At 66.8% G+C, this 455-nt stretch carries 1 protein-coding gene; it reads right to left on the bottom strand.

Annotated features, from left to right (window positions below):
* Positions 1-455, bottom strand: a 455-nt coding sequence (locus E1263_RS43095) for a transposase (RefSeq protein WP_165956954.1), incomplete at both ends; no start/stop codon positions are given.

The raw sequence follows: 455 nt of genomic DNA, 5'->3' as shown, positions 1-455 counted from the left end.
CAGGCCGGTCTGGTCTTTGATGTGTCCGATGACGGTTTCGACGGTGGCTGAGCGGCGTTTGTAGGTGGTGTGGCCTTCAGGGGTGCGGATCTGGTGCTGCATCTGGTCGGCGGGGGTGGCGTCGGGTGGTGGTGGTCCTTGGGTGGGCTGGTCGCGGGCGTCACGGTTGACGTCGCGGTGGTTGCCTGGGGCAATGAGCCGGACGGGTCCGGGCAGGGTGAGGTTGTGCTCGGACCAGTAGCCGGCATCGGCCAGGATCGTGCCTAGTTCGCGGGGGTGACCGGGTTTGCTGTGCTGGTTGAGGTGCTCGACGGCGGTGACCGCGGCGTTCATCATGGGTTCGAAGCAGTGGTAGTCGTTGCCGTCCTGGGTCACCGCGGCGGCCAGGATGAGGTGGTCGTCGGTGACCGCGATCTGGGCGTTGAAGCCCTGCACGGTCCCGCCGTTACTGGTCG

It is taken from the genome of Kribbella antibiotica, assembly GCF_004349055.1.
GTDB classification, from domain to species: Bacteria; Actinomycetota; Actinomycetes; order Propionibacteriales; family Kribbellaceae; genus Kribbella; species Kribbella antibiotica.
The sequence above is the reverse complement of the archived record's forward strand: the minus strand, read 5'-3'. Positions and strand labels throughout refer to the sequence as shown.